General features: G+C 68.4%; 14 protein-coding genes. All 14 read right to left on the bottom strand.

Annotation, left to right across the window (positions count from 1 at the left end):
* Nucleotides 1-3: 3 nt before the first annotated feature.
* Entirely contained in the window at nucleotides 4-549 is a 546-nt protein-coding gene (locus tag RZE77_RS02725; protein ID WP_319440587.1) for a DUF6484 domain-containing protein, read from the bottom strand.
* Nucleotides 549-2,927, bottom strand: a complete 2,379-nt coding sequence (locus RZE77_RS02720) for a type VI secretion system Vgr family protein (protein WP_319440586.1) — start codon at nucleotides 2,925-2,927, stop codon at nucleotides 549-551. Before RZE77_RS02720 ends, RZE77_RS02725 begins: the two co-directional genes overlap by 1 nt.
* A gap of 87 nt (nucleotides 2,928-3,014) precedes the next feature.
* Nucleotides 3,015-3,410 (bottom strand): DUF4150 domain-containing protein, encoded by a 396-nt coding sequence (locus RZE77_RS02715; protein ID WP_047787593.1) that lies wholly within the window; start codon nucleotides 3,408-3,410, stop codon nucleotides 3,015-3,017.
* Between the two features lie 10 nt (nucleotides 3,411-3,420).
* A complete protein-coding gene (locus tag RZE77_RS02710; RefSeq protein WP_319440585.1) occupies nucleotides 3,421-4,056 on the bottom strand; it encodes a DUF3540 domain-containing protein in 636 nt (211 codons plus the stop codon).
* Between the two features lie 32 nt (nucleotides 4,057-4,088).
* Complete coding sequence (locus RZE77_RS02705; RefSeq protein WP_319440584.1) at nucleotides 4,089-5,141, bottom strand: pentapeptide repeat-containing protein; 1,053 nt, start codon at nucleotides 5,139-5,141, stop codon at nucleotides 4,089-4,091.
* A gap of 52 nt (nucleotides 5,142-5,193) precedes the next feature.
* Nucleotides 5,194-7,788, bottom strand: coding sequence for a DUF2169 family type VI secretion system accessory protein (locus RZE77_RS02700; protein ID WP_319440583.1), 2,595 nt, complete (start codon nucleotides 7,786-7,788; stop codon nucleotides 5,194-5,196).
* An 11-nt stretch (nucleotides 7,789-7,799) separates the two neighbouring features.
* Nucleotides 7,800-10,892 carry a type VI secretion system Vgr family protein gene (locus RZE77_RS02695; protein WP_319440582.1) on the bottom strand — a complete coding sequence of 1,031 codons (3,093 nt, stop codon included), beginning with the start codon at nucleotides 10,890-10,892 and terminating at the stop codon, nucleotides 7,800-7,802.
* 373 nt (nucleotides 10,893-11,265) lie between these two features.
* Nucleotides 11,266-13,995: a type VI secretion system ATPase TssH gene (gene tssH, locus RZE77_RS02690; RefSeq protein WP_319440581.1), complete on the bottom strand. Its 2,730-nt coding sequence runs from the start codon at nucleotides 13,993-13,995 to the stop codon at nucleotides 11,266-11,268.
* A 69-nt stretch (nucleotides 13,996-14,064) separates the two neighbouring features.
* Entirely contained in the window at nucleotides 14,065-15,399 is a 1,335-nt protein-coding gene (locus tag RZE77_RS02685) for a methyltransferase domain-containing protein (RefSeq protein ID WP_319440580.1), read from the bottom strand.
* Nucleotides 15,396-16,532 carry a type VI secretion system baseplate subunit TssG gene (gene tssG / locus RZE77_RS02680; protein ID WP_405546888.1) on the bottom strand — a complete coding sequence of 379 codons (1,137 nt, stop codon included), beginning with the start codon at nucleotides 16,530-16,532 and terminating at the stop codon, nucleotides 15,396-15,398. Before tssG ends, RZE77_RS02685 begins: the two co-directional genes overlap by 4 nt.
* Nucleotides 16,496-18,388, bottom strand: a complete 1,893-nt coding sequence (gene tssF / locus RZE77_RS02675) for a type VI secretion system baseplate subunit TssF (RefSeq protein ID WP_319440579.1) — start codon at nucleotides 18,386-18,388, stop codon at nucleotides 16,496-16,498. The genes tssG and tssF overlap by 37 nt, the downstream gene beginning before the upstream one ends.
* 7 nt (nucleotides 18,389-18,395) lie before the next feature.
* Entirely contained in the window at nucleotides 18,396-18,911 is a 516-nt protein-coding gene (gene tssE, locus RZE77_RS02670) for a type VI secretion system baseplate subunit TssE (protein ID WP_319440578.1), read from the bottom strand.
* Complete coding sequence (locus RZE77_RS02665) at nucleotides 18,904-19,710, bottom strand: type VI secretion system accessory protein TagJ (protein WP_319440577.1); 807 nt, start codon at nucleotides 19,708-19,710, stop codon at nucleotides 18,904-18,906. The genes tssE and RZE77_RS02665 overlap by 8 nt, the downstream gene beginning before the upstream one ends.
* A 1-nt stretch (nucleotide 19,711) precedes the next feature.
* Nucleotides 19,712-20,269, bottom strand: coding sequence for a hypothetical protein (locus RZE77_RS02660; RefSeq protein ID WP_319440576.1), 558 nt, complete (start codon nucleotides 20,267-20,269; stop codon nucleotides 19,712-19,714).
* Between the last annotated feature and the right edge of the window lie 6 nt (nucleotides 20,270-20,275).

Here is a 20,275-nt window from a genome sequence, read left to right as displayed (position 1 = left end):
CGACTAGTTGATATCGACCGCGGAGCCCTTGATCCTGTTGTAGCCCCTGGCGTGGCTCAGGATGTGCGCACCCTTGATCACGACCCTGCCTGCGCGGGTCAGCGTGATGCTCGCCTGACCGCACTGCAGGACGATCTCGCGCTCCGCGCTGATGAGGACGCGTTCGTCGTCGACCAGCGCCGACACCGGCTTGCGCACGGTCGCTGTGGGCGAACCGCCTGCACGCTGGACCACGCCCAGAACGATCGGGCGCTGCCTGTCGCCGCCTTCGAATACAACGACGACTGTGTCGCCGATCATCTCGGCGTGCAGCGGCACCGTCGTGCGGGCGGGCACCGCAGGCGCCTGAAGGTCGGCCGCGTCACGCACCAGGGCCTGGCCTTGCGCATCGAAGCCCTGCAGCAGGCCAAGGCATGCACTGGGCATGCCCGCAGTGCCGAACAGCCCCGCATTGCCTTCGCTGCCATGCGCCGCATGCGTGGCGGCGGCGGAGGGTTGGACCGCACCGGCCTCGAACGGATCCATCTCCAGGAAGAGTTCGCGCCGCATCAGTTGATCCCCACCTTCGAGCCCTTCACCGTCACATCGCTGCTGGCCTTGACGGTGATCTTTCCCGATCCTTCGATCCGGATGTCCTTGCCCTTGATCATGATCGTTCCATCCTTCTTCATGGTGATGCTTGCGCTACCGGTGGTCAGCTGGATCGAGTCGCCGGCCTCGATGACCAGGTTCTTGCCGACCTTCAGGCCCTCGTCCTTCGCCACCTGCGTCGAGCGGCCGCCACCGACCTTGCGCGATTCATCCGCGCCGACCTGGGTCGAGAGCTTGGAGCCCACGGTGACCGACCGGTTGCTCCCCACGCTCGTGGACTGACTCACGCCCACACTGATGCTCTGGCTCGCCCCCACCGTCACCGCCTGCATCGCCCCCACCGTGATCTCCTGCGCCGCGCCCACGGTGATGGTCTCGTTGATTCCCACCGAATGTGTGCGCTGCAGCGCCACGGTCGCCGTCTCGCTCGCGCCCACCGTGATCGAGCGGTTCTGCCCGATGGAGATGGTCTCGTTCAGATCCACCGTCTCCGTGCGGTTCTGGTGGATCGTGATGGTCTCGTCCTTGTCCACCGTTTCGGTGCGCTGGCCGTGCACGGTGATGGTCTCGTTGTTGTCGACCGTCTCGGTGCGGTCGTGCTTGACGTGCGTGGTCTCGTCGTGGTCGATGGTCTTGGTGCGGTCGTGGCCCACCCAATGGGTCTCGTCGTTCTCGACCTCGATGTCCTGGTTTTTCTCGGCATGCAGGTACACCTGCTCCGAGCCCTTCTTGTCTTCGAAGCGGAACTCGTTGCAGTTGGAGGCGCTCCCCTTGGGCGTGGAGCGCGTGCGAAAGCCGCTCTGCGTGTGCGAGCCGAACGGTATCGGCTGGTCGTCGTTGTAGACGCGGCCCACGATGATCGGCCTGTCGGGGTCGCCGTTCAGGAAGTCGACGATCACCTCCTGCCCGATGCGCGGAATGAAGTACCCGCCCCAGCCCTTGCCGGCCCAGGGCTGCGACACGCGCACCCAGCAGGTGGACTTTTCGTCGCTCTTGTCGTAGCGGTCCCAATGGAAGTGCACCTTCACACGGCCGAAGTCGTCGGCGTGGATCTCTTCGCCGGCCGGCCCCACCACGATGGCCGACTGCGGCCCGGGCATGACGACACGCGGCGTGAGGCGTGGCGGGCGGAACGGCACGTCGACCGGAATCGCGGTGATCAAAAAGGCGCTGGTGCCCTGCAGGTCAGTGCGCAGCGCGGGCGCGTCGGCGATCAGCGCCTCGAGTGCGGACCGCGCCTGGGCGTTCACGGCGTCGTCGTCGAGCGCCTCGCGCAGCGCCTGCTCGATGGGCATCCTCGGCGTGGCATGGGGAATGCTCTCGTAGCCGGGGTGGCTCGCCGCGAAGATGCAGGCCGCGATCACGTAGTCGCCATCGCGCGTGCCGTCGGGGTCGCCCTCGAAGGTAAAGCTGCGTCCCGCCGCCACGTCGGGCCAGGTGGTGAGCGCCCAGTGGCGCTGGCGGCGCGCGACGATCTCCTCGCCGCGCAGCTTGCCCTTGTCGTCCGCATCGCCGCCCGTGAAGTAGCCGCCGGCAAACTCGAAGGCCTCGAACTCGGCCAGCTCGTGCTTGTCGGGCTGGCCGCCCGCGGCCTCGAGCTTCTTCTTGATGGCCTTGAAGTCGCTGTCGCACGAGGCGTAGGTGCCGGTGTCGAACTGGCGCGCGCTCACCCAGCGCGAGATCTCGTTGTGGCGCGCCTCGGTGGTGTCGGTGGCCATGTGGCGCAGCGTGCCCTCCACGGGCAGCTTGTCGTGCGCGATGTCGCTCGCGTCCGACAGGTGCATGGTGCCGGGCGCGTCGTGCGCGTCGAACCAGTAGTAGATGCCTTCGTCTTCCAGCAATCGCGACAGGAACTGGTAGTCGCTTTCCTGGTGCTGCACGCAGTAGCGCCGGGGATTGTGGGCGCCGATCACGTTGCTCGCCCTGGTCTTCTTGAAGCGTTTGATCGGGCTGTCCTCGAACACCGCGTCGAGCACCTCGAGCACCTTCTTATCCTGCAGGATGCGCGAGTTGGTGCGTTTGGTGAGCAGCCAGAACCACGAGCGCAGGCCGATGCGGTATTCGAAGTGGCGCCCCACGTGGCCGGTGCGCTCGAAGCGCACGGCGTGGCCCTGGCAGTGGCGCTCGTGCATGCCGCCGTCCTTGTCCTGGAACTCGATGACCACGTCGAAGGCCCGGCCGAGAATGTCCTTGGCATCGAGCGCATGGTTCTTGGACAGCACGGTGAGTTCGTAGCTCGACGCGCGCGCGAGCGCCTCATGGCCCACGATGCGCCAGAACATCAGCTCGCCGTTGGCGGGCGAATCGCTTTCGATGCGGAACTCGTGATCGGCCATGTGTTTCGGCTCGAGGCCCCCGTCCGTCTTTTCCGTTCCCTGACTCTTTCTGCCCCAGGTCTTGCGGCCTGTCGTGGTGGTTGCGCCTCAAGGCGCCAGCAGCAGCACGTTGGTCTGGCTCGGCACCGTGCGCACGCCGGGACAGTTGGTGCTGTTCTGCAGGCTCGAGCTGCTCAGGCGCGTTGCCGGCATGCCGTTGAAAAGCACGGTGAAGGCGCCCGTCAGGTGCCGGCTCGGCCCCATCACGGTGCCGGACGCCACGCCCAGCAGGACGCCGGCGTTGTCGCCATTGGTCATGGGAATGGTCGTTCCCAGGTTGTGGGCCGGCCCAGCCATGATCAGGATGGTCGGGCAATTGGGAATCGCCGTGGCACCCATGGCGATGTTGGGGTAGGGCACCGGGATGGGCGAAGGCGCGGCGGGCGTCATGCACACGTCCGGAAAACCCATGTCGGTGCCCATCATCTGGCAGTTGGCGAACACGATGCGCTCCTCAGCCGAAATGGATCTGCGCGCCGCGCGCCTTCACCAGCTTGCTGCCGTTGGCCAGCACGTGCTCGGCCTGCATGCGCAGCAACTGCTCGGCCTCGCATTCGATGTGGATCGCACTCACGCGGTCCGTGCCCTGCGTCGTGCGCTGGTAGTGACGGCTGAAGTGCGTCACCCGGTCCATCACGCTGGTCAGGACCGAGCCCACGACTTTCACCGTGGTGGCCACGGCGCGAAGCTGTCGCCCGATGAGCTCGGCCACGCCGACGCTCAGCACCGCGTGCTCCGCGGTCACATCGAGCCGCTCGCTGCGCAGGCTCAAGGTGGTGGCGACGATCTCCAGCGGGCCGTCACAGCGCAGCACGGCCGGCGTGTCGGCCGCGCGCTGGAGCACCGCGAGCACCCAGACCTCCTGCGGACCGGTTCGCACGCAGGCCACCTGGTCGCCGGGCGCCGGCATCAGCAGGCAACTGGCGGCACGGCGCACCTCGAACGACTGCTCGCCGTCGCAGACCCGCAGGGCCGCGCCGTCGCACGCCTCGACCTGCGCGCTCCAGCAAGCGGGGGACGACGGCGCCTGCGCACGCGCGGCAACCGAGCGGCGATTTCGATGGGCAGGGACCGATGCAACGGTGTTCATGAAAGCTCCTTGGGAATCTTGCCGATGGGATGTCACAGGACCGGCGCGCGCCATTGCTCGGCCTGCGCACGCTCGGGGTCGGTCTCCAGCGCGCGCGCCCGGTCGCTCATCTGCGCGTTGTCGGTGTGGGCGCCGTGCAGGCAGGTACGAAACAGCGTGGCGTCCCGCAGGTCGGCCTCCGGCAGGCGGGCGTGGCTGAGGTCGGCATAGCTCAGTTCGGCGCGCGGCATGCGCGCGCGCGTCAGGTCGGCGCCGGCGAAGTGTGTCTGCCAGAGGTCCGCGCCGGTGAAGTCGCTCCCCGGAAGGACTGCGCCGGTGAACAGCGACTGGCGCAGCCGCGCGCCGGAGAAATCCACGTTCTCGCCCTGCGCCTCGCAGAACAGCGCCATCGGGGCAGTCACGCCGGTGAACCGTGCGCCGTCGAGACGGGCGCCCTGGAAATTGCAGCGCGGCAGCGTGTTGCCGGAGAAGTCCGCACCGCGAAGATCGGCCGCGCCGAACTGGCAGGACTCGAGCGTGAGCCCGGCGAAGGACAGGCCGGCCAGCGCCGTCTTGACGAAGATCGTGCGCCGCAGCGATGCGCCGCTCCAGCTCAGATGCGTCAGGTTGCACTCCATGACCGTCGCTTGGTGCCAGTCGGCCGCGTCGGCGCAGACGTCGAGCAGGCTGCAGCCGCTGAACAGCGCCGCATCCAGGTTGGAGTGCGCCAGGTTGGCGTGGTCCAGCCGGGTCTTCGCGAACACCGCCATCGACATCCACGCCTCGCCGCATTGCAGATGCGCGGCGCCGCATTCGTTGAAGGTCGCGGCGTGCAGGTTGGCGCGGCGCAGGTCGGCGTGGTCCAGCTCGCAGCGGTTGAATACCGCGCGCCGCAACTGCGCGCCGGACAGCAGCGCGCCGCGCAGATCGCATTCGTCGAACACCGCTTCGCGCAGGTCGGCATCGCGCAGGTCGGTGCCGGCCAACCGCACCTTGGAGAAGGTGCCGCCGGCCAGCGTGCTGCCCGCATAGTGGCGGCCCGACAGGTCCAGCCCGCTCAGGGGCTCGCCCAGGGCGACGGCGATGGTCAGCAGCTCGGGGCTCATCGGCGGGACTCCCGGCGCTTGCCCGCGGGCACGGTGCGTGGATGCGGGTGCTTCATGGCGCCGCCTGTTGTTCGGGCTTCAGGCGCGGCCAGGTGCGCGCGCGCGTGAGCAGCGCGCGGTCGAAGCGCGTGTCGCCACTGAGCCGTACGCGCGCGAGGTCCGCGCCGAAGAGATTGCTCTGCCGCAGGTCGGCGCCGCGCAAGTCGGCGCGCTGCAGCACGGCCTGGCTGAAATCGCCTCCCGCCATCCGGGCGTGCGCCAGGTCAGCCTTGCACAGGAGCGCACCCTTGGCGCGCGCCAGGCGCCAATCGCTGCCGGCCAGGCGCGTGCCGATCAGGTTGGCGCCGTCCAGCACGCTGCCCACGAGCGACGCCTGGCTCAGGTCCATGCCGCCGAAATTGGCGCCGCCGAACGAGGCATGGCCGAGGTCTGCACCGACCAGCGTGCAACCTTCCACGAACACCGCGCCATCGGCGCGCACGCCAGACGCATGGGCGCCGTCGAGCCTGCACGTGACGAAGCTCGCGCGCGCCAGGCTCGCCGCGCGCAGGTCGCAGCCGCGCAGATCGCACTCGATGAAGTTGGCATCGTCCAGCACGGCTTCGGTGAACACCGCGCCGCGCAGGTCCTGCTTGTAGAAGAGCTGCCCTGCCGCGTGGGCACGCTGCAGGTCGACATCGCGCCACGCCACGTTCATCCAGGAAGCGCCGTCCACGCGGGCGCCGCGCAGGCGCGCGCCGCGCCAGTCGCAGCCGTCGAAGCGGGCGTTGCCGCAGTCGGCCTCCTCGAGCACCGCTCCTGCCAGGCGCGCCCCCCCCAGATTGGCCCCGACCAGCGAGGCGCCCACCGCGATCGCGCCGCGCAGGTTGGCATGGGCGAGCACGGCGTAGGACAGGTTGGCGCCCGACAGGTTGGCATTCTCGAAGTTGACGCTTTCCAGCCAGGCGCCCGAGAAATTCAGGCCGCGCAGATCGAGGCCGCTGAAGTCTGCGCCCGTCAGGTCCATGCCGCTGAAATGCTTCAGGCCGGCCGGCACGGCCACCGCCATCTCCGCCCTCAGTTGGGCGGCTTCCGCCGCGGCCATGGGCGGTGCCGGCGGCTGCAAGTGTGCGCTGGCCAGGTAGCCGGTCACCTCGACCAGCTCCTTCTGCAGCAACGGGCCATAGACAGCGCGAGCGTCGAAGCTGCGATTGGCGGCCTGCGCCACGCCGCGCAGCCGCTCCACCTCGCGCTCGGCCTTGAACACCGGTGGGCCCCGATGCTGCAGCGCCGCGAGATCGATGCCGCGCTCGGTGGCGATCGTCAGCGCCTTTTCCATCTGGAGCAGCGTCTCGTTGAGTGCCTCCCACTGCTGGCGTTCGGCCTGCTCGATCTTTCGCTCCACGTACTGCGCCAGTTCCTTCGGCGCCGGCTGGGGCTCGCGCTCGGGCATGACGATGCCCATCGCATCGGGGTCGCGTCCGGCGGCGCGCGCTTCCTCGCGCGCCAGTGCCACATCGACCTGGGCACGCCGCACCTGCGCTTCCACCTGCAGGCCCTGCATGGCGAACGCCTCGCCGGCGCGCTCGGCGGCAGGGTCGGTGGCGTCGAGGCCCTCGGGCAGCAGGTCGCTGTCGCGCAGGCTGTGGATGACGCCCATGCGCGGGTCGGCGCGCTGGGCGAGCACATGCAGGTAGTGGGCGTCTTCCTTCGCTTCGCCGAGCCGCTCGACGGCGCCCGTGAGGCCCACCACGTCCGCGCCGTCGTCGCTCGCGACCTCCGCCAGGCCATGGAAGAGCAGCACCAGCCGCTCCGCATGCGGGAAGAACCAGACGGTCGTCGCGCGCATCGGCACCTCGCGCAGCCTGGGTTCGCTGCCGGCCACCGCATAGCTGGCAAAGACGCGCGCGCGCAGGCCGGGCAGGCGGCCTTCGATGCGCGGCTGCAGCGGATGCAGGTTTTCCAGCACGAAGGGCTCGTCGCCGCGCAGCGGTCCGTCCAGCCACTGGTCCGCGGGCGCGAGGTTGAAGTAGCGCCAGTCCAGATCGGGTGCGAACCCGGGCGCATGCAGCTTCAGGTAGTCGGCGTCGTAGGTGCCGCGGTATTGCAGGCGTTGAGGGTGGCCGGGATCCAGCCGATGCCAGCCCGCCGGCTGCGCGGCGTGGTCGGGATGGCGCAACGGATCGTCCGCGCGCTCGATGTTGGGCAGCGGCCGGTGGCCGTCGCGCAACTGCCGGCCCATGCCCGCCGGATTCGTCGGCATGTCCGGCCCGCCGTAGGCATGCGCCCAGTCGATGGGCATGCCCTCGAAAGGCAGCGGCGCGCTGGCGCGGTTGCCGTCCCAGAAACGATGGCCGAAGACCAGCAGGGTCTTGCTGGTACCGCCGAGGCTCGCGCGCACCGCGCACGCCGCAGGCTGGTGCGGCGGCGCGAAGGCCTTGCCGTGCACGAGGAACTCCGGCGTGAGCTTGGCCACGCCTTCGTCGATCAGCGGTTCGCCCATCTCCGCGGCGAGGAAGTCCCACATCGATTGCTCGCCCCAGAGCGAGCCTTTCTCGCCCTGCGCGAACGGAACGTGCAGGGCCGCGGTGATGCAAAGACCGAAGCGCTGGCGGTATTCGATCGGTCTGGTGCTCAGGCCCATGGCCTGCGGCTTGACGACTTGCATGCGGCTGTACCTCAGGGCTCGTCGGAACCGGAAGAGGACGGGCCCGGCTCGGACGAGGTCGGCCCCGCCGGTTGGGATGATGTCGGACCGGCCGGCTGGGAGGACGCCGGCCCGGCGGGCTGCGGCGTGCCGGGGTTGCTGTCGGACGGCGCGGCCTGGGGTGTCGGTGTTTGCGGCGCCGGATTGTCCGGCGGCAGAGGCGGCACCGAGCCGTCCTTGAGCGGCTTGAGCGCGTCCGCCTGGTCGCCGGCGTCGCTGGTGGCCGCGCGCGTGATCGCACCGACCGGTCCGCCCACCACCGCTCCCGCGACCGTCCCCACGGGAATCGTCACGATGCCGAAGATGCCCAGGCCGGCCACCGCGCCGACACCGGCGCCGGTGGCTGCGCCGATGCCAGTGTCGGTGCCGTAGTGCGAACCGGACAGGGCGCGCCCTTGTTCCTGGCGCGTGTCGGTCGCGTCGGCCATGCGGTTGAGCCGGGCCTGGAGCCCGGGCACGGACGCGCACGCCGGATCGTTGGCCGCGGCGCGCAGCTGCGCGGCCGCTTCCGTGTACTGGTCGAAGGTGGCGTTGACGCCGGCACGCCCCGTGTAGAAGCCCCAGATGGCGCTCACCGCCGAGAAGGCGCCCGCCAACTTGTCGACGCGGGGCGTGGCGGCATTTCCGCCGCCCGCGCCGCCCGCCTTGAGGATGTGGAAGGGCGCCTCCTTCAGGTCGCCGTTCTTGCGTTCGACCCCGATGGCCGCCACCGAGATGAGCTGGATGGCCAGCGTGTTCTCCATCTGCATGCCGATGAAGTTGCTCATGGCCAGGCCGACCGCGTTGTCGGTGCTCATTCCCAGGAATGTGGTCTGCGCCATGCCCAGGTTGGCCTCGGTGTTGTTGCCGATGTAGCCGCTGGTGTTGGCCCCGAGCACGGTGGTGTTGGAGCCGAGCGATGTCTGGTTGATGTCCCCGACCGCGATCATGTTGATGTGCGTGTTGCTCGTCAGGCTGTATTTCTGGAACGCCGCGGTGTAGGGCGCCGCGCCGCCGTCCCAGTTGATCGAATTGGCGCCGGTCACCTTGAACTCGATGTGGCCGGCCTCGAAGGTCATGCGTGCGGCCTTCTGGCTGATGTTGCCGGTCACCGCGACCGTCTGGTTTCCGGTCACGAAACGGCTCTCGTTGCCCTTCGTGAAGTCGGTGCGCGCGCCCTGGACATCGATCTTGTGGTTGCCCTTGACCAGCAGCGCATGGTCGATGTCCACGTGGGTCGTCTGGTGGCCGACGATGTGGTTGTCCTGGTTCTTGCCGACCGTGAGCTTCTGGAATTGCTGGATGCTCGTGGTGTCGTTCTTCTCCACCGTCAGCTTGCGGTCCCGCACCACCGTGGTGGTCTGGTCGCGCTTAACCGTCACCGTCTGGTCGCGGTCCACCTTGGTCGAGTCATCCCTCTCCACGCTGCGGCTCATGTCCAGCTCCGCATGGATGTTGATGTTCTCCTCGCCCTTCTTGTCCTCGAACATGATCTCGTTGTAGTTCGCGGGACCGCCGCCGGGCGTGGAGCGGGTCTTGAAGCCGCTCTGCGTGGGCGACTTATACGGTATGGGCTGGTCGTCGTTGTAGACGCGGCCCACGATGATCGGGCGGTCGGGGTCGCCGTTGATGAAGTCGACGATCACCTCCTGGCCGATGCGCGGAATGAAATACCCGCCCCAGCCCTTGCCGCTCCAGGGCTGCGACACGCGCACCCAGCAGGTCGACTTCTCGTTGCTCTCGTCGTAGCGGTCCCAGTGGAAGTGCACCTTCACGCGGCCGTGGTCGTCCACGTGCAGCTCGTCGCCGGCGGGGCCGACCACGATGGCCGTCTGCGGGCCGGGCATGGTCACGCGCGGCGTGAGGCGCGGCGGGCGGTAGGCCCGCTCCATCGGTATCGCGGTGATCAGGAATGCGCTGGCGCCTGGCTGCGAGGTGCTGAGCATCGGCGTGCTGGCGATCAGGTCTTCCAGCACCTGCAGCGTGTCGGCGTTCACCGCGTCGTCGCGCAGCACGCCGGCCAGTGCCGTGCGCAGGTCCTGCGGAACGGCCGTGCCGGCGCCCACGCTTTCATAGCCGGGGTGGCTTGCCATGAAGGTGCAGGCCGCGATCACGTAGTCGCCGTTGCGCGTGCCGTCGGGGTCGCCCTCGAACTTGAAGCTGCGGCCCGCAGCCACGTCGGGCCAGGTGGTCAGCGCCCAGTGGCGGTCGCGGCGCGCGTTGAGCTCGTCGCCGCGCAGCTTGGTGCGGTTCTCGCCATCGTCGCCGGTGAAGTAGCCGCCCGGGAATTCGAACTCCTCGAAGTCGGCGAGTTCGTGGTCGTCCTTCACGTCGATGGTGGCAGCCAGCTTCTTCTTGATTGCCTTGAAGTCGCTGTCGCGCGAAGCCTGCTTGCCGGTGTCGAACTGGCGCGCGCTCACCCAACGCGAAATCTCGTTGTGGCGGGCCTCGCTCGCGTCGCTGTGCATGTAGCGCAGGGTGGCTTCCACCGGCAGCTTCTCGTGCGCCAGGTCGCTGGCGTCTGAAAGGTGCATGGTGCCGGGCGCGTCGTGCGAATCGAACCAGTAGTAGATGCCTTCGTCCTCGAGCAGGCGCGAGAGGAATTGGTAGTCGTTCTCCTGGTGCTGCACGCAGTAGCGCCTGGGCGTGTGGGTGCCGATGACGTTGCCGGCTTTGGTCTTCTTGAAGCGCTTGATCGGGCTGTCTTCAAAGACCGCGTCGAGCACTTCGAGCACTTTCTTGTCCTGCAGGATGCGCGAGTTGGTGCGCTTGGTGAGCAGCCAGAACCACGAGCGCAGCGTGATGCGGTATTCGAAATGCCTGCCCACGTGCCCGGCCCGGACGAAGCGCACCGCGTGGCCCTGGCAGTGGCGCTCGTGCATGCCGCCGTCCTTGTCCTGGAACTGGATGACCACGTCGAAGGCGCGGCCGAGAATGTCCTTGGCATCGAGCGCCTTGTTCTTCGACAGCACCGTGAGCTCGTAGGCCGACGGGCGCGCCAGCGCCTCGTGGCCCACGATGCGCCAGAACATCAGGTCGTCCTTGGCGGGTGAATCTGTCTCGATGCGGAACTCGTGGTCGGCCATTTTTTACTCTTGAAGAATGGAAGCGGCTCAGTCGACTCGCCGGGTGCAGGCGATGCGACGTGCGTCAGAGGGGCATTCGGGGCGCGTGCACAGGCCACCGGGTACTCCCCTCCGCGAATGTCCCCCGGGGCTGCGCCCCTCCTCCTTGATTTCGCTGCGGGGAGCACCCGATGCCCTGCGCACTGGACGCGCTGGTGGTGTGCGGCCCATCAGCGAACGCTGCTCATAACGAGCACGCCGATGGGGTTCCTTGCGCAGCGAAATCAAGGAGGAGGCCGAAGGCCGGGGGACATTCGCGGAGCCAGGTACCCCGTCGGCGTGATCGCGCTCCGAATACCCCACACACCGACGAATGGAAAGACGGGTCGTCATTTCAGTCGAAGGCGTAGGTGAAGTCGGCGTCCTTCACATCCAGCGCGACGCGGCGGATCTCGCCGCCCGACGCCAGCCGCTGCAGGTATTCGACCGAGATGGTGGGCAGCACGGTGTTGGTCAGGATCGCGTCGATCACGCGCCCGCCCGACTCCGGGTCCTGACAGCGCGCAACCACCTGGTCGACCACCGCGTCGCTGTACTCGAAGGGCACGCCGTGGTTGGTCTCCACGCGCTTCTTGATACGGCCCAGCTGCAGCCGCACGATCTTCTTCATCATGTCGGGCGACAGCGGGTAGTAGGGAATGGTGACGATGCGGCCCAGCAGCGCGGGCGGGAACACCTTCATGAGCGGCGCCTTCAGCGCATCGGCCAGCGCGTTGGAATCGGGCAGCAGCTCGGGGTCTCGGCACATGCTCATCACGAGCTCGCTGCCGGCGTTGGTGGTCAGCAGGATGATCGTGTTCTTGAAATCGATCATGCGGCCCTCGCCGTCTTCCATCCAGCCCTTGTCGAAGACCTGGAAGAAGATCTCGTGCACGTCGGGGTGGGCCTTCTCGACCTCGTCGAGCAGCACCACGCTGTAGGGCCGGCGGCGCACCGCCTCGGTCAGGATGCCGCCTTCGCCGTAGCCCACGTAGCCGGGCGGCGCGCCCTTGAGCGTGGAGACGGTGTGCGCCTCCTGGAATTCGCTCATGTTGATGGTGATGATGTTCTGCTCGCCGCCGTACAGCGCTTCGGCCAGTGCCAGCGCGGTCTCGGTCTTGCCCACGCCCGAGGTGCCGCAGAGCATGAACACGCCGATCGGCTTTTGCGGGTTGTCCAGCCGCGCGCGGGACGTCTGGATGCGCCGCGCGATCATCTCGAGGCCGTGCTTCTGGCCGATGACGCGCTGGTTGAGCGTGTCGGCGAGCTTGAGCACCGCCTCCACTTCGTTCTTGACCATGCGGCCGACGGGAATGCCGGTCCAGTCGGCCACCACCGAGGCCACGGCCTGTTCGTCGACCGAGGGCAGGATCAGCGGCGACTCGCCCTGCACCGCATGGATCTTGGCCTGCAGCGCATGCAGTTCTTCAAGCAGCGCGGCGCGGTCCTCGCTCCCTCCCCCACCGGGGGAGGGCTGGGGTGGGGGCACGTCGGCTTTCGCATCGCCCTCGGCGGACGCCGCATCCACCGGCTTGTTCCCCGCCCGCAGCTTCGCGCGCAGTTCGAGCAACCGATCGACCAGCCCTTTCTCTTCCTTCCAGCGGGCGTTGAGCGTTTCCAGCTGTCCGTTCGATTCCAGCAGCAGCGCGGTGACCTGCGCCGCGCGCTTGGTCACGTCGATGCCGATGGCTTCCTCGCGGCCGATGATCTCCTGCTCGACCGTGAGCCCCTCGATGCGGCGCATGCAGTCTTCAACTTCAGGCGGCGTCGCGTGCTGACTCACAGCCACGCGCGCGCACGCCGTGTCGAGCAGGCTCACGGCCTTGTCGGGCAGCTGGCGCGCGGGAATGTAGCGGTGGCTCAGCTTCACGGCCGCCTCGATGGCCTCATCGAGCAGCTGCACGCGGTGGTGCTTCTCGAGCACGCTGGCCACGCCGCGCAGCATCAAGATGGCCTTCACCTCGTCGGGCTCGGGCACCTGCACCACCTGGAAGCGCCGCGTCAGCGCCGGGTCTTTCTCGATGTATTTCTTGTACTCGGCCCAGGTGGTCGCGCCGATGGTGCGCAGGTTGCCGCGTGCCAGCGCCGGCTTCAGCAGGTTGGCCGCATCGCCGGTGCCGGCCGCGCCACCCGCGCCCACCAGCGTGTGGATCTCGTCGATGAAAAGAATGATGGGCGTGGGCGATGCCTGCACCTCGTCGATCACCTGGCGCAGCCGCTGTTCGAACTCGCCCTTCATGCTCGCGCCGGCCTGCAGGAGGCCGATGTCGAGCGTGAGCAGCTTCACATCCTTCAGCTGCGGCGGCACGTCGCCGCGCGCCAGGCGCTGCGCAAAGCCTTCGACCACGGCCGTCTTGCCGACGCCGGCCTCGCCCGTGAGCAGCGGATTGTTCTGGCGGCGGCGCATCAGGATGTCGACGATCTGGCGAATCTCCTCGTCGCGCCCGGTGATCGGATCCATCTCGCCCTTCTTGGCCTTCTCGGTGAGGTCGACCGCGAACTTCTTGAGCGCATCGCCCTTGCCCATGGCCGCGGGCGCCATCGCGCCCGAGTCTTCGCCGGGGGCGCCGCTGCCCATGCCGGTGCCGTCCTGCGCGTGCATCTGCGATTCGGGCGAGGCGTCGCAGATCTTCACGAAGTTGTCGGCCAGATCCTCGACCTTGACCTTCTCGAACTGCTTCGACAGGCCGAACAGCGGGTTGCGCAGGCTCTGCGTCTTCAGCATGCCCACCAGGATGTAGCCGGTGCGCACCTGCGCCTCGCCGAACTGCAGCGTGGCATAGGTCCAGGCGCGTTCGATGGCGTTCTCGATGTGCGGGGAAAAGTCGCTGATGGCGGTGGCGCCGCGCGGCAGGCGGTCGAGCGCGGCCGTCATGTCCTTGGCGATGACCGACACGTCGAGGCCGTAGTGCTGGATCACGCGGTGCAGGTCGGAGTCCTGCGCCTGCAGCAGCTGGGCGAACCAGTGCTCCAGCTCCACATACGGATTGCCCCGCATCTTGCAGAACACCGTGGCGCCTTCGATGGCCTTGTAGGCCAGCGAGTTGAGCTTGCCGAAAAGGGCGGTGCGACTGATTTCACTCATGGAAGACTCCGTATCTGTTGAAGACGATTCATGCCGGTAAATTTGAAGTTCGGCGATCCGTGTCCGGCGTCAATGCGCAGAAAGCCTTGCGCTGGCCAGCCACCCCTGCACGTCCTGCCCCGCCTCGCGACGCGGAACGATCGGCTCGATGCGCACGGCACCGAAGCCGGCGGCCGCAAGACAGGCCTCCACATGCGCAGCCGCATGGCGGTAGCGGCCGCTGCCTTCGAGCCTGAAGTCGTCCCGCCCCCCGGGCATGGCTTCGACCGTGAACACCACGCCGCCTGCCGGACGCAGCGCGCGCGCGGCTGCCGCCAGCACCTCGTGCAGGTCGCCGAAGTAGCACAGCGTGTCGGCCGATATCACCAGGTCGAAGCGGCCGGGCTGGGTCTGCAAGTAGTGGGTGAGCTCGGCCTTGTGCAGCACGTCGTAGCCGCCGCGCTGCTCCGCGCGCTGCAGCATGCCGACCGACAGGTCGCAGCCGGCCAGGTGCGCGGCCCAGGGCCGCAGCAGCGGGGCGCAGAGTCCGGTGCCGCAGCCGGCATCGACCACGGCCAGGCTCGCGGCCGGCGCGCCATGCATTTGCTCCACTGCCTGCGCCACCAGCTCGGGCGCGCGGTAGTGCAGCTTCTCCAGGCTGGCGTCGAAGCTTCCGGCGTAGCTGTCGAACACGGTCTCCACATAGCCGTCGCTGGCGCGCGCGGGCGCCTGCCCCTCGCAAGCGGCCAGCAGGTGCGTGACCACGGGATTGCCTGGATCTTCGGCCAGCCACTCGCGGTACATGCCAAGGGCCTGTTCATGCTCGCCGAGCAGTTCCAGCGCACGAATCACCTGCGAGCGGGCGCTCAGGTTGCGCGGCTGCAGCAGCACCGCACGGCTGTTGGCGATGACGCTCTCGTGGATGCGCCCCTGCTCCATCAGCGCGATCGACAGGTTGTACCAGGCCTCGCTGAATTCCGGCCGCAGCTCGATCGCCTGGCGGCTCACGCGCTCGGCGGCTTGCCAGTGGCCCTTGCGGCGTTCGAGCGATGCGATGTTGCTCAGCGCATCGGCGCCTTCGTCGCCTTCTTTCGCGAAGGAGACGCTGTTGCCGTAGGCGAGCATCGCGTCGTCGATGCGGCCGACCTCGACCAGCAGGTTGCCCAGGTTGTTCCAGGCGCCGCTTTGCGCGGGCTGCAGCGTGAGCGACCGTCCGATCAACGCGATGCTCTCGTTGCTGCGGCCTTGCGCATGGCGCAGCAGGCCCTGGTAGTGCAGGGCGTCGGGGTCGGCCGGCGCGGCCTCCAGGATGCGGTCCAGCAATTCGCCCGCCGCGTCCAGCTTCTGCGCCTTGACCAGGGCCGCGGCTTGCGCCAGCGCGGCCGCGTGCGCCGTCATGTCCGGATGCACGGGCGTCGTCGTCATGCGGCGGCTCCCACGGTGGCCTGGGCGCTGCGGGCGCTTATCGGGCGGTTGCCGATGCGCACGTCCGCCGCATCCTTGGCACGCGTGCGCTGGCCGAGCCACGAGACCCAGCCCAGGCGCGGCGCGTTGCCTTTGGCCTGGCCGAGGCGCGTGGCGGGCACCTGCGTCGTCTCGAGCACCAGCTCGGCGTCCCATTCGAGTTCGTCGCCGAGCAGCTGCTGCATCCAGCGCTGCAGCACCGGCTGCGCGTTGCCGATCGGCAGGAACATGCGGTACTGCGCGAGCGTGAGCGGACCGATGTGCAGGCGCACGCGGTGCTGCCGGTCCCACGCGCGCGTGCCGAGCATCGCGCCCATGCCCATCGAGCGCGAACTCTCGCCCTGCCCCAGCCGCGTGAGCTCGCCCGCGGGCAGGCTCATCCAGTGGCCGACCCAGCGCTCCAGCTTCACGGGCACGCCGAAGTAGCTGCACAGCACCGACTCCACGCTCTCGGCGTTGTGCACGCGGCGCGCGAGCCAGCCCGAAAAATGCAGGCGGGCATCGTCGTGCACCTCGTCGCGCTCGATGCGCCCCGGCGTGCCGATGCCCACGAACGCGCCGACCTGCAGGCGGAAGCGGTCCTCGCCCGGACGGTCGAGCGCCACCGCGGGCCGCGCCTGCGCCCATGCGCGGTAGAAGTGCAGCGAGAAGCGGTGCAGAAAGCTGTCGAGAAAGGCCAGCCAGGTGGGGTCGCCATGGTTCAGGCTGCGCTCGCGGATGAAGTCGCTCAGGTGAACCGGCAGCGGACCGTTGGGCCCGACATAGCTGAAGAAGTGCTGGCGCAGGCGCGGCGGCGAGTGGGCACTGGCCGGTTCGAAGCGGCTGAAGCTGGCCGGCGCGAACGACAGCGACGGCTCCTGCCCCACGCGCACCGGCTCCGCGCTCGGCAGCAAGGCGCGGCCCCATCGCGGCGTGGTCGCGGCCACCGACTCCAGCCGGCGCAGCACCGCAAAATAATCGAAGGACCACGGCTCGGCCGACCATGCGCGCAGCGCGGTGTCGACCCGCGTGTTGACCGACTCCCCCCGGCTCGCGCCTTCGGGCGGCCGGGCGGCGCTCACAGGATCTGCCGGGTCCCGCACAGCGGCCTCCATCGCATGGTCTCGCCCTTGCCCGCCACGCGCAGCACGGTCTCGACGAAATGATTGACCTCCACATGGCGCGCCAGAAAGCGCGCCATCACCGCGCCGAACAGGAACACGCTGTGGCCATGGAATGCGTCCTTGTCGACTTCGAGCGTCACTTCGAGCCCGCGCCCGAAGGCGATCGGCCCCTTGAGCGGCAGGCGGCGCGCCACGGGCTTGGCCTTGACCGAGAGCAGCCCGCGCACCTGGCCCTGGCGCATCTCGTCGGCATGCGTGGCATAGAGCATCAGTGTTTCGCGCAATGCGGCAGCGCCTTGCTCCGGCGTGCTGTCGGAGATCGACAGGTAGTTGAGCGCCAGGTGATCGACCACCCGCCAGCCCAGCCCCTGGCTCACCACCGGCGACACCGGCCGCGAAGGACCGCGCACCATGCGCACCCGCTGCACGGGGAAGGAGTCGACGCAATCGAAGTCGTTGTCGCGTCCCAGCGGCATCAGGAGCGGCAGGTCGCGGTTGGTGCACAGCGCGGCCACCGCGAGCTGCCGCAGCGTGGCGGCGTACGGCGCCTGCTGCGGATCGACGATCTGCATGTAGACCTCGGAGCCGATGTGGCTGCTGCGATGGCCCTCGGTGCGCTGGCGCACCGACAGCATCCGCGGCTCGCGCGTGGTCGTGAAGTAGGCCGGGTGGCTGTGCCGCGTGCCATGGAAGGCCGAATAGAAAGGGCGGAACACCTGCTCGGCCGCCGCTGCATCGGCGCCCGGAGCGCCGTGGCCGATGACCTCGGTGACGGTGTGCACCTCGAAATCCTGCGGGCGCGTGCGGTCGGGCACCAGATGGAACTGGCTCACGCCTTCGGTCAGCGGCACGCGGTCGAGCCGCTTGTTGAACAGGTTGACCACCGGCACGCAGTGCAACTGCACGTTGTCGGCGCTCACCAGTTTTTCGAGCGCCGCATCGCCGCGCGAGAACAGCAGCACCAGTTCGACCTCGGCGACCGGCATGGCCGCGAGCACCGATTGCAGCCCGGCGATGCGCAGGAACTGGAAGCGCTGTGGGAACGCGAAGTACTCCTGCAGCAGGCGAAAGCCCGAGAAGCCGGTGGCCGTGACCGGCAGCAGTGCTTCATCGTCCTCGAAGCCGACCGGCTGGATCGCCGTGGCCGGCAGGCTCTGCGCCGCGCCCTGCAGCGCGCCGGTGGGCGACAGCGGCCGCACCATCACGCCGATGGGCTGGCCCAGCGCGCACTCCTGCAGCTGCCACGCCACGTCTTCGGCGCCGCCCAGATGCAGCACCAGGTCGTCGAGCGCGATCTGGCTGAAGTTGAGCCCCGCCGTCGCATGCAGCGTGATGCGCAGGCCGCCGCGGATGGCACGGGACTGGGGGTGCGTGGCGAGCGGCAGGTCGGGCGCATAGGTGAAGTACTGGGCGCGCTGGATCTCGATCGGCCAGATGCGCAGCGCGCTCGAGGTGCGGAACTCGCAGTGCGTGTTCTGCCCCACGGCCTGCCGCGCGCGCAGCCCGGCGCCGCGCGGCAGCTTGGGACCGGTCGCAAGGTTGGCGTCGTCCAGGTCGGGCGAGAACGAGACCACCGCCATGGCCGGCGTGGGCGCGAGGAAATTCGGGTAGACGATGTCGAGCAGGTGGCCCGTGAAGCGCGGGTATTCGGCATCGAGCTTGAGATTGACGCGCGCCGACAGGAAGGCCGTGGCCTCGATCAGCCGCTCGACGTACGGATCGGCGACCTCCTGGCCTTCGATGCCCAGGCGGTGCGCGATCTTCGGAAAGGCGCGCGCAAACTCCGAGGAGCTCTCGCGGAAATAGCGCAGTTCCTGTTCATACAGGTTCAGCAGCCGAGGGTCCATGTCGGACTCACCTTGGGTTTTGCGCCATGTCCACGATCTCGATGCGTCCTTCTTCCAGGTCTACACGGCTTCGCATCAGGAACTCGAGCGGCACGGGCTGCGCCCACAGCATGCCGCGGATCTGCAGGCCGATGCTGTTGTGCGAGTCGAGTGCCGAGCCTTCCATGACGAGTTCAACTTCGAGAGTGCGGGACAAAATGCGCGGCTCGAACTGCAGGATTGCGTTCTTCAAAGCCTGTTCCATGCTGACACGCTGCACCGACGAGGTGAACTGGCCAGACAGCATAGGCAATCCGTAGTTGATGACCGAGCGCGCGGCGTTCGGGTATTGCTTGTCGTCCATCGCAAGCCCGAAGCCGGTGGCGTTGAAGAGCCAGCTCAGGTCGCGCAGCACGGCCGAGCGCAGCGCCTGCTTGGTGAGCGTTCGCTTCTCGTCGCTCTCGCGCTTTTCGGTGGGCGCGTTGTCGACCAGGCGGTCGAGCAGCGACGGCTGCAGGCGTTCCTGGGCGGTGAGTTCAACCACGATCAGCGGCCGGCGTGAAGAGGATCTCGCGCACGTCCATGAGCGCGTACTCGCCCGCGTCGCTGCCGAGCACGCGCTGGCCGCAGCCGGCCCAGACCTCGGGGCGCAGTTCGCGCCACTCGGTCTTGCGCGCGAGCCGCAGCTCGCCGTCTTCGCTCTGCTCGGTGCCTTCGTAGCGGGTGGGAATGAGCGCCAGGGTCTCGCCGCCGTTCTCGAACTGCAGGTGCGCGGGCATCCAGACGCAGTCGCGCAGGTCCTCGGGCGGCTCGATCTTGATGTGCGCGAGCCGGGCGTAGGGAATCCAGTAGTACTTGCCGTTGACGAAGGCTTCGAGCACGGGGCCCAGGCGCATGTCGGCATCGGCCAGCCATTCGAAGGGCTCGCCGTCGATGGTGCCGGCGATGGCGGGCGCGCCGTCGAAGGCCCGCTGGCGAAGGTCCTCGGCCAGCTCGCTCTCGCCGCGGCCCTGGCGCAGCAGCGATTCGATCAGCAGCGCCAGCCATTCGTCGGGCTGGCCGAAGATCATCGGCGTGCGCGTGCCGGCAAACACCTCGGCGCGCAGGCCTTCGCAGCGCACGGCGTCGCCATACACCTGCTTCATGGGAACGGCGAGCGCATCGAGCTCGGCCGCGACGGTGAGCTGGTTGAGCGCGCGTTCCCACTGGCCCAGCACGCACAGCAGCTGCGCCATGAAGACGCGGTGCCTGCTGTCGGCGGGCTTGGCGCGGACCTCGTCGCTCAGGGCCTTGAGCGCGCCGACGGGGTCGGCGGACTTGAGGAGTTCGGCGGAGCTGGCCATGTCAGTTCCCCGCGAAGGTGCAGGTGCGGACGGCACCCCGTGCGCCCGTCTGCTGCTGCGGCGCCGAACGGATCTCCAGCTTCGTGTAGTCGAAGAAGATCAGGTCGCAGGGCCGCTTGGGCGTGCCGCCGGTGACGATGGCGTGGCAGTTCACGCGCGCGCCTTCGAGCACGAATTCGAGGTGCGACTGCAGGTCCTTGGAACTGTCGCCACCGGCCTTGAAGACCGAGATGGTCACCTTCAGGTCGCTGTCCTGGCTCTTCAGCAGGCTTGCGATGGAAGCCGTGGCCGCATCGCAGTCGCGGATCACGATGAAGGCGTGGTTGCGCAGCTTGCCCTTGGTGGAGCCGGGCGGAACGACGACGTCCGACTTGTACGAGTAGCCGCCGATGTCCATGCGCTGCTTGCCGTCTTCGTACGTGCGCTTGGACTCCCCCTCGATCGGCGAGCCCTTGCTCTCGATCATCATCGCGAAGTCGTTGCCCGATTCGCCCGACAGGTAGTCGAGCAGGCGCAGGGCCTCGTCGGGGTCCAGTTTTCCATCGTAGGTCCAGCTCATGTCGAT

It is taken from the genome of Variovorax sp. SPNA7 (assembly GCF_033807855.1).
GTDB classification, from domain to species: Bacteria; Pseudomonadota; Gammaproteobacteria; order Burkholderiales; family Burkholderiaceae_C; genus Variovorax; species Variovorax beijingensis.
The sequence above is the reverse complement of the archived record's forward strand: the minus strand, read 5'-3'. Positions and strand labels throughout refer to the sequence as shown.